Source organism: Ramlibacter sp. (assembly GCF_035554825.1).
Classification (GTDB): Bacteria; Pseudomonadota; Gammaproteobacteria; order Burkholderiales; family Burkholderiaceae_C; genus Ramlibacter.
In genome coordinates, this window is sequence record NZ_DATMHS010000100.1 from 23,352 (window position 1) to 29,694 (window position 6,343).

At 70.5% G+C, this 6,343-nt stretch carries 7 protein-coding genes; 3 read left to right on the top strand and 4 right to left on the bottom strand.

What is annotated here, in order from left to right:
• Positions 1 to 45 precede the first annotated feature (45 nt).
• Positions 46 to 654, bottom strand: a complete 609-nt coding sequence (locus VNT59_RS12200; protein ID WP_325498675.1) for a PhaM family polyhydroxyalkanoate granule multifunctional regulatory protein — start codon at positions 652 to 654, stop codon at positions 46 to 48.
• A 71-nt stretch (positions 655 to 725) separates the two neighbouring features.
• The gene (locus VNT59_RS12205; protein WP_325498676.1) at positions 726 to 1,247 is read right to left on the bottom strand and encodes a copper chaperone PCu(A)C; all 522 of its coding nucleotides are present in this window, start codon (positions 1,245 to 1,247) and stop codon (positions 726 to 728) included.
• 162 nt (positions 1,248 to 1,409) lie between these two features.
• Between VNT59_RS12205 and otsB the strand changes: the two genes are divergently transcribed.
• The 3 genes from otsB to otsA are packed head-to-tail and all read left to right on the top strand — an operon-like array spanning position 1,410 to position 5,378.
• Complete coding sequence (gene otsB / locus VNT59_RS12210) at positions 1,410 to 2,153, top strand: trehalose-phosphatase (RefSeq protein WP_325498677.1); 744 nt, start codon at positions 1,410 to 1,412, stop codon at positions 2,151 to 2,153.
• Positions 2,150 to 3,952 (top strand): glycoside hydrolase family 15 protein, encoded by a 1,803-nt coding sequence (locus tag VNT59_RS12215; RefSeq protein ID WP_325498678.1) that lies wholly within the window; start codon positions 2,150 to 2,152, stop codon positions 3,950 to 3,952. The genes otsB and VNT59_RS12215 overlap by 4 nt, the downstream gene beginning before the upstream one ends.
• 7 nt (positions 3,953 to 3,959) lie before the next feature.
• On the top strand, positions 3,960 to 5,378 hold the full coding sequence (gene otsA / locus VNT59_RS12220) for an alpha,alpha-trehalose-phosphate synthase (UDP-forming) (RefSeq protein ID WP_325498679.1): 1,419 nt from the start codon (positions 3,960 to 3,962) through the stop codon (positions 5,376 to 5,378).
• 40 nt (positions 5,379 to 5,418) lie between these two features.
• On the opposite strand, the gene VNT59_RS12225 is transcribed toward otsA, so the two are convergent.
• Together VNT59_RS12225 and VNT59_RS12230 are read right to left on the bottom strand one after the other, a co-directional pair.
• Positions 5,419 to 5,850 (bottom strand): DUF1810 domain-containing protein, encoded by a 432-nt coding sequence (locus VNT59_RS12225; RefSeq protein WP_325498680.1) that lies wholly within the window; start codon positions 5,848 to 5,850, stop codon positions 5,419 to 5,421.
• 20 nt (positions 5,851 to 5,870) lie between these two features.
• Positions 5,871 to 6,343, bottom strand: a 473-nt coding sequence (locus tag VNT59_RS12230) for a fumarylacetoacetate hydrolase family protein (protein ID WP_325498681.1), incomplete at its 5' end; no start/stop codon positions are given.

Here is a 6,343-nt window from a genome sequence, read left to right on the forward strand (position 1 = left end):
GGTGGCGTGCCCGCTGGGGAACAGCTTGAGTTCGGCCACCGTCGCTTACCCCGAAGTCTGCTTGCGTGGCGGCCGCTTCGCAGCGGCGGCGCGGCCGGCGCCGCCCTTGGCCGGACGCTTCGCGGCGCCGGCGGCCGGCTGGCCCTCGGTCGAAGTCGCGACCTCCTGCATCGCGTTGGCCGCGATCTCCTGGAACTGCCGGGTCAAGGCGCCCCACCATTGCAGCGGGTCGACCACCTTGCCGTCACCGGGTGCCTTGCCGCCCGCCGGCGCGTCCGGGCCGGCCGCACCCTTGGCCGCGCGTGGCGCACTCGCCCTGGTGGCCGCGCCCGCTGCCTGCGGCTGGACCTTCATCGATTCGGCGACCTCCTGCATGCTGAAGTTCATGCCCTTGAGCGTGGCCAGCGTCATCTTCTGGACTTCGAGCGCCTGGATGGTGGCGTTCAGGGCATGGGTGTTCTGCTGCAGCCAGAACTGCACGGCCTTGAGCTCGCCGATGCGCTTTTCCAGCTCTGCCACGTCGAGCGTGGGTGCCACCCAGTTCGACAGGTTCGGCAGCTGCGGCAGCGAGGCCGACGCGCCCTGGGCCAGGTTCTGCAGGAAATCGAAGCCGGGAATGAATTGGCCGAAGCCGGACTGCCGCTGCTCGCCCATCGCACCACCTCCCGTTGTCCCGATGCTGTCAGCTTACCCGAAGGGCGGGCGACGCGGGGCCGGCGGCGAGCTCAATGTTTGTGCGAATCCACGGCGCCGTGGGCCGCGCCGGCGGCGGGCGGCTTGATCGCGACCGGCACCTTCAGTTCGACCCGGCTCTGCGCGCCGGCGCCATCGCGGAACACCAGCGTCAGCGGCACGATGGAGCCGGCGGGCAGTCCCTGCTTGAGGTCCATCAGCATCAGGTGGTGGCCGCCCGGCCTGAGCTCGATCGTGCGGCCGGCCGGCAGCTCCAGTTGCGCGATCGCGCGCATCTTCATCACGTCGCCTTCCAGCTTCATCTCGTGCACTTCCGCGGTGCCGGCCACCGGCGTCTCGGCGGCGACGAGCTGCATCGGCCGGGGCGCCGTGATCTTCATGAAGGCGCCGGTGCCCTGCTGTCCGGCCACCGCGCTGCGCACCCAGGCCGCTTCCACGCGCGGCGGCGGGCCGGCCTCGGCCGCGGCCGGCGCGGCGGCGGAAGCACCCTGCGCCAGCGCGCTCCAGGCAACGAGGCAGGACGCGAACAGCAGGCGGCGGCGACGAGCGGTCATGGCGGATCCCAGAGGAGAAGCCCCATTATCCCCGGCCGTTGCGGGACCGCCGATGCCCGCGCTCCCGGCAGAAACCTCCCATCGGCGGTAGGCTGCGTCCTACGCAGCCAGAGGTCGGCCCGGACTGGTTCCTGGGCCGTGGTCCTGCTACGGTCACACACCATGAATTTTGTGGACATCCTGCGCCCATCGTCCGCGCTGTTCCTCGATTTCGACGGCACCTTGGTCGACCTGGCGCCCCAGCCCGACGCCGTCACCGTGCCGCGGCCGCTGCTGCAGACGCTGGCCGCGCTCGGCGAGTACCTCGGCGGGGCGCTGGCCCTGATCTCGGGCCGCCCGATCGCCCAGATCGACGAGTTCCTGCACCCCTTGCGGCTGCCCGTTGCCGGCGTGCACGGCACCGAGCGGCGCAGCGCCAGCGGCGAGATGACGCTGCTGCACACCCACCCGCTCGAGCATGTGGAGGAAGTCGCGGCCGCGCTGGCGAGCCGGCATCCGCGCCTGCGCCTGGAAAGCAAGCGCGGCTCGCTGGCGCTGCACTACCGCCAGGCGCCGGAGCTCGAGCAGCTGTGCGTCGACGCGATGGAAGCGGCCGTGGCCCAGTCGCCCGGCCTCACGCTGTTGCGCGGCAAGATGGTGGTGGAAGCCAAGCCGGGCGGCGCCAGCAAGGGCCACGCGATCGAGGCCTTCCTGCGCGAGCCGCCATTCGTCGGCCGGGCGCCGGTCTTCATCGGCGACGACTGCACCGACGAGGTCGGCTTCGCCACCGTGCAGCGGCTCAACGGCCTGGGCATCAAGGTCGGCGACGGCCCGAGCGTGGCGTGGCAGCGGCTGGATTCGGCCGCCGCCTTGCGCGACCAATTGCAAACCGCTGTGGCCGCGAAGGCCGGAAAGGTGCGCGCATGAACGCTCCGGCGACCCCCGTGGAGCCGTCGCTCAGGCTTGGCGTGATCGGCAACTGCGCCTACAGCGCCCTGATCGACGAGCGCGGCCGCATCGTGTGGTGCTGCCTGCCGCGCTTCGACGGCGATCCGGTGTTCAACGCCCTGCTCGACCCGGGCGACAGCGGCAGCCTGTGGAGCTTCGAGCTCGAGAACTTCGCCCGCAGCGAGCAGTCGTACGAGCCCAACACGGCGATCCTGCATACCCGCCTGTGGGACGGCCAGGGCCAGGGCATCGAGATCACCGACTACGCGCCGCGCTTCTTCAACCGCGGCCGCATGTTCCGGCCGCTGACGCTGGTGCGCCGGGTCCAGGTGCTGGCCGGCTCGCCGCGGCTGCGGGTGCTGCTGCGGCCGCGCTTCGACTGGGGCCGCCAGGCGCCGGCCGTGACCCAGGGCAGCACGCACATCCGCTATGTCGGCGCCAGCCAGACCCTGCGCCTGAACAGCGACGCGCCGCTCAGCTACATCCTGTCCGAGACCTGCTTCGTGCTCGACCGGCCGATGAATTTCATCCTCGGCCCCGACGAGACCCTGGTGTCCGGCATCGAGGACACCGCCCGCGCCTTCGAACAGGAGACCGCCAGCTACTGGCGGTCGTGGACCCGCTCGCTGTCGCTGCCGCTGGAGTGGCAGGAGGCGGTGATCCGCGCGGCCATCACGCTGAAGTTGTCGCTGTTCGAGGACACCGGCGCGATCGTCGCCGCCATGACCACCAGCATTCCCGAAGCGCCGCACAGCGGCCGCAACTGGGACTACCGCTTCTGCTGGCTGCGCGACGCGTTCTTCGTCGTGCGGGCGCTCAACAGCATCTCCGAAGTGGCGACCATGGAGGAGTACCTGCGCTGGCTCAACAACATCATCGTGCGCTCGGGCGGCGGCCACATCCAGCCGCTGTACGGCATCGGCCAGGAGGAGAAGCTGCCCGAGGCGATCCTGGAGCATCTGCCCGGCTATCGCGGCCAGGGCCCGGTGCGGGTGGGCAACCAGGCGCAGGAGCATTTCCAGCACGACGTGTACGGCAACATCGTGCTGGGCGCCTCCCAGGCGTTCCACGACCACCGCCTGTTCCGCCGCGCCGGCCTGGCCGAGTTCGGCTACCTCGAGGCGGTCGGGGAGCAGGCCTTTCGCGTGCACGACCAGCCCGATGCCGGCATGTGGGAGCTGCGCACCCGCGCCCGCATCCACACCTCGTCGGCCCTGATGAGCTGGGCGGCGTGCGACCGGCTGGCGAAGGTGGCGACCACGCTCAAGCTGCCGGACCGCCATCGCTACTGGCGCGAGCGCGCCGACACCATCCGCGCGCGGATCCTGCGCGAGTCCTGGTGCGAGCAGCGCCAGGCATTCGCCGAGAGCTTCGGCGGGCGCGACCTCGACGCCAGCGTGCTGCTGATGGCGGAGGTGAACTTCATCGACCCGAGCGACCCGCGTTTCATCAGCACCGTCGACGCGCTGGAGAAGTCGCTGTGCGACGGGCCGTACATGCGGCGCTACGAGGCGCCCGATGACTTCGGCAAGCCCGAGACCGCGTTCAACATCTGCACCTTCTGGCGCATCGACGCGCTGGCGCGAATCGGCCGCAAGGGACAGGCGCGCGAGATCTTCGAGGTGATGCTGCAAAGCCGCAGCCCGCTGGGGCTGCTGTCGGAGGACACCCACCCGGTCACGGGCGAGATGTGGGGCAACTTCCCGCAGACCTATTCGATGGTCGGCATGATCAATGCCGCGGTGCGCCTGTCGGCGCGCTGGGACTCGGTGATCTAGGAGGGCCATGCCGCGGCTGGTGGTCGTCTCCAACCGAATCGCCGATCCGCGCAAGACCGCGGCCGGCGGACTGGCGGTCGCGCTGGCCGATGTGTTGAACAACACCGGCGGCCTGTGGTTCGGCTGGAGCGGCAAGATCGTCGAAGCCGCCGAAGGCGGCCGGCCCGGCGAAGGCGAGATGCGCAGCCACCAGGCCGGCCCGGTGAAGCTGGTGACCGTCGACCTGTGCCGCGAGGACCACGACGCCTACTACGTCGGCTATTCCAACGGCGTGCTGTGGCCGGTGTTCCATTACCGGCTCGACCTCGCCGACTTCGATGCCGGCTACATCGCCGGCTATCGGCGCGTGAACCAGCTGTTCGCGCGCAAGCTCAAGCCGCTGCTGCGCGAAGACGACATCATCTGGGTGCACGACTACCACCTGATCCCGCTGGCCGCGGAGTTGCGGGCCCTGGGCTGCACGCAACGGATCGGATTCTTCCTGCACATCCCGCTGCCGCCGCCGCTGATCCTCGCGGCGATCCCCGGCCACGACTGGCTGATCCGGGCGCTGTTCGCGTACGACCTGGTCGGCTTCCAGAGCCAGGCCGACCACGGCCACTTCTGCCGCTACATCGAGGCCGAGGCCCACGCCCAGCACCTGGGCGAAGGCCGCTGGCGCGCCTTCAACCGCACGGTGCAGGCGCGCGCCTTCCCAATCGGGATCGACGTCGACGAGTTCACCGCGCTGGGCAACGCGCCGGAAGGCCGCGAAATGTACGAGCGGATGCGGCGCGAGTATTCGCGGCGCAAGCTGCTGGTGGGGGTCGACCGGCTGGATTATTCGAAGGGCCTGCCGCAGCGCCTGCGCGCCTTCCGCGAACTGCTCCAGCGCTACCCGGAGACGCACAACAGCGCCACCCTGATCCAGATCGCCTCGCCCAGCCGCGAGGACGTCAGCGCCTACAACGACATCCTGCACGAGCTGGAGAGCCTGTGCGGGTCGATCAACGGCAACTACGGCGAACTCGACTGGATGCCGGTGCGCTACATCCACCGCACGGTGGCGCGCGCGCGGCTGCCGGGGCTGTACCGGGCCAGCCGGGTGGCGCTGGTCACGCCCTTGCGCGACGGCATGAACCTGGTGGCCAAGGAGTTCATCGCGGCGCAGGACCCGCAGGATCCGGGCGTGCTGGTGCTGTCGCGCTTTGCCGGCGCGGCAGAGCAGTTGAAGGAAGCCTTGCTGGTCAACCCCTATGACGTCGAGGCCACGGCGAATGCGATCCACCTGGCGCTGCAAATGCCGGTGGAGGAGCGGCGCGCGCGGCACCAGGCGCTGATGGCCAACATCCGCGAGTTCGACGTCCACTGGTGGTGCGACAGCTTCCTGGACATGCTGATCAAGGCGCAGGCGGAAGAGACCGGCACGCCGTGGCTGCGGCTCTGAGGGCCCGGCGGCGGCCGCGGCGCCCCTCACCAGGCCGCGGTCAGTCGCCGGCGGACAGCGCGGCCAGCGTCAGCGGATCCGGCGCCCCGCCGTAGAACCGGTCCAGGCAGCGGCGGAACACCGGCGCCTGCGGCGCCACGCGCTCGAACAGCGTCAGGCACGAGCGGAACTTGAGATCGTCGGGCGAGCCGAACAGGCGGCGCACGTCCGCCTCCGGGCCGTTCAGCACCGCTTCGCTGCACTCGCGCAGTCGCGCCCCGAGCAGCGGATGAGCCCAGTAGGCCTGCGCCTCGGCCAGCGACGCCAGACCGTAGTGCCAGGCCGTGGCGCTGCGCCCGAGCGCCTGGAGCTGCGGGAACACGAACCACATCCAGTGGCTGCGCTTGCGGCCGGCGCGCAGTTCGGCCAGCGCCTGCCGGTACACCGGCGCCTGCGCCTGCACGAAACGCTCCAGATCGAACGGATCGCCCATGGCGCGCCGGCGAACCCGCCTCAGGCGGCGAGCGGCGCGATCTTCTGGTCGATCGCGCCGAAGATGCTCTGGCCATCGCGACCGCGCATCTCGATGCGGATGGTGTCGCCGTGCCGCATGAAGGCGGTCGCCGGCTGGCCGTCCTGGATGGTCTCGATCGCGCGCTTTTCGGCGATGCAGCTGTACCCCTTGGGCCATTCGGTCCGGCCGTTGGTGGTTACGCCCTTGTTGCTCACCGTGCCGGAGCCGACGATGGTGCCGGCGCGCACGTTGCGCGTCTTGCAGATGTGCGCGATCAGCTGGCCGAAGTGGAACGTCATCTCGGGCCCGGCCTCGCACATGCCGACGCGGCGGCCGTTCCAGGTCGATTGCACCGTGAGGTGCAGGCGGCCGCCCTGCCACGCATCGGCCACCTCGTCGGGCGTGACGGCCACCGGGCTGAACGCGGTGGCCGGCTTGCTCTGGAAGAAGCCGAAGCCCTTGGCCAGCTCGT

Coding starts and splice junctions, on each gene's coding strand:
- VNT59_RS12200 (WP_325498675.1), bottom strand. CDS start 654: ATGGGCGAGCAGCGGCAGTCCGGCTTCGGCCAATTCATTCCCGGCTTC.
- VNT59_RS12205 (WP_325498676.1), bottom strand. CDS start 1,247: ATGACCGCTCGTCGCCGCCGCCTGCTGTTCGCGTCCTGCCTCGTTGCC.
- otsB (WP_325498677.1), top strand. CDS start 1,410: ATGAATTTTGTGGACATCCTGCGCCCATCGTCCGCGCTGTTCCTCGAT.
- VNT59_RS12215 (WP_325498678.1), top strand. CDS start 2,150: ATGAACGCTCCGGCGACCCCCGTGGAGCCGTCGCTCAGGCTTGGCGTG.
- otsA (WP_325498679.1), top strand. CDS start 3,960: ATGCCGCGGCTGGTGGTCGTCTCCAACCGAATCGCCGATCCGCGCAAG.
- VNT59_RS12225 (WP_325498680.1), bottom strand. CDS start 5,850: ATGGGCGATCCGTTCGATCTGGAGCGTTTCGTGCAGGCGCAGGCGCCG.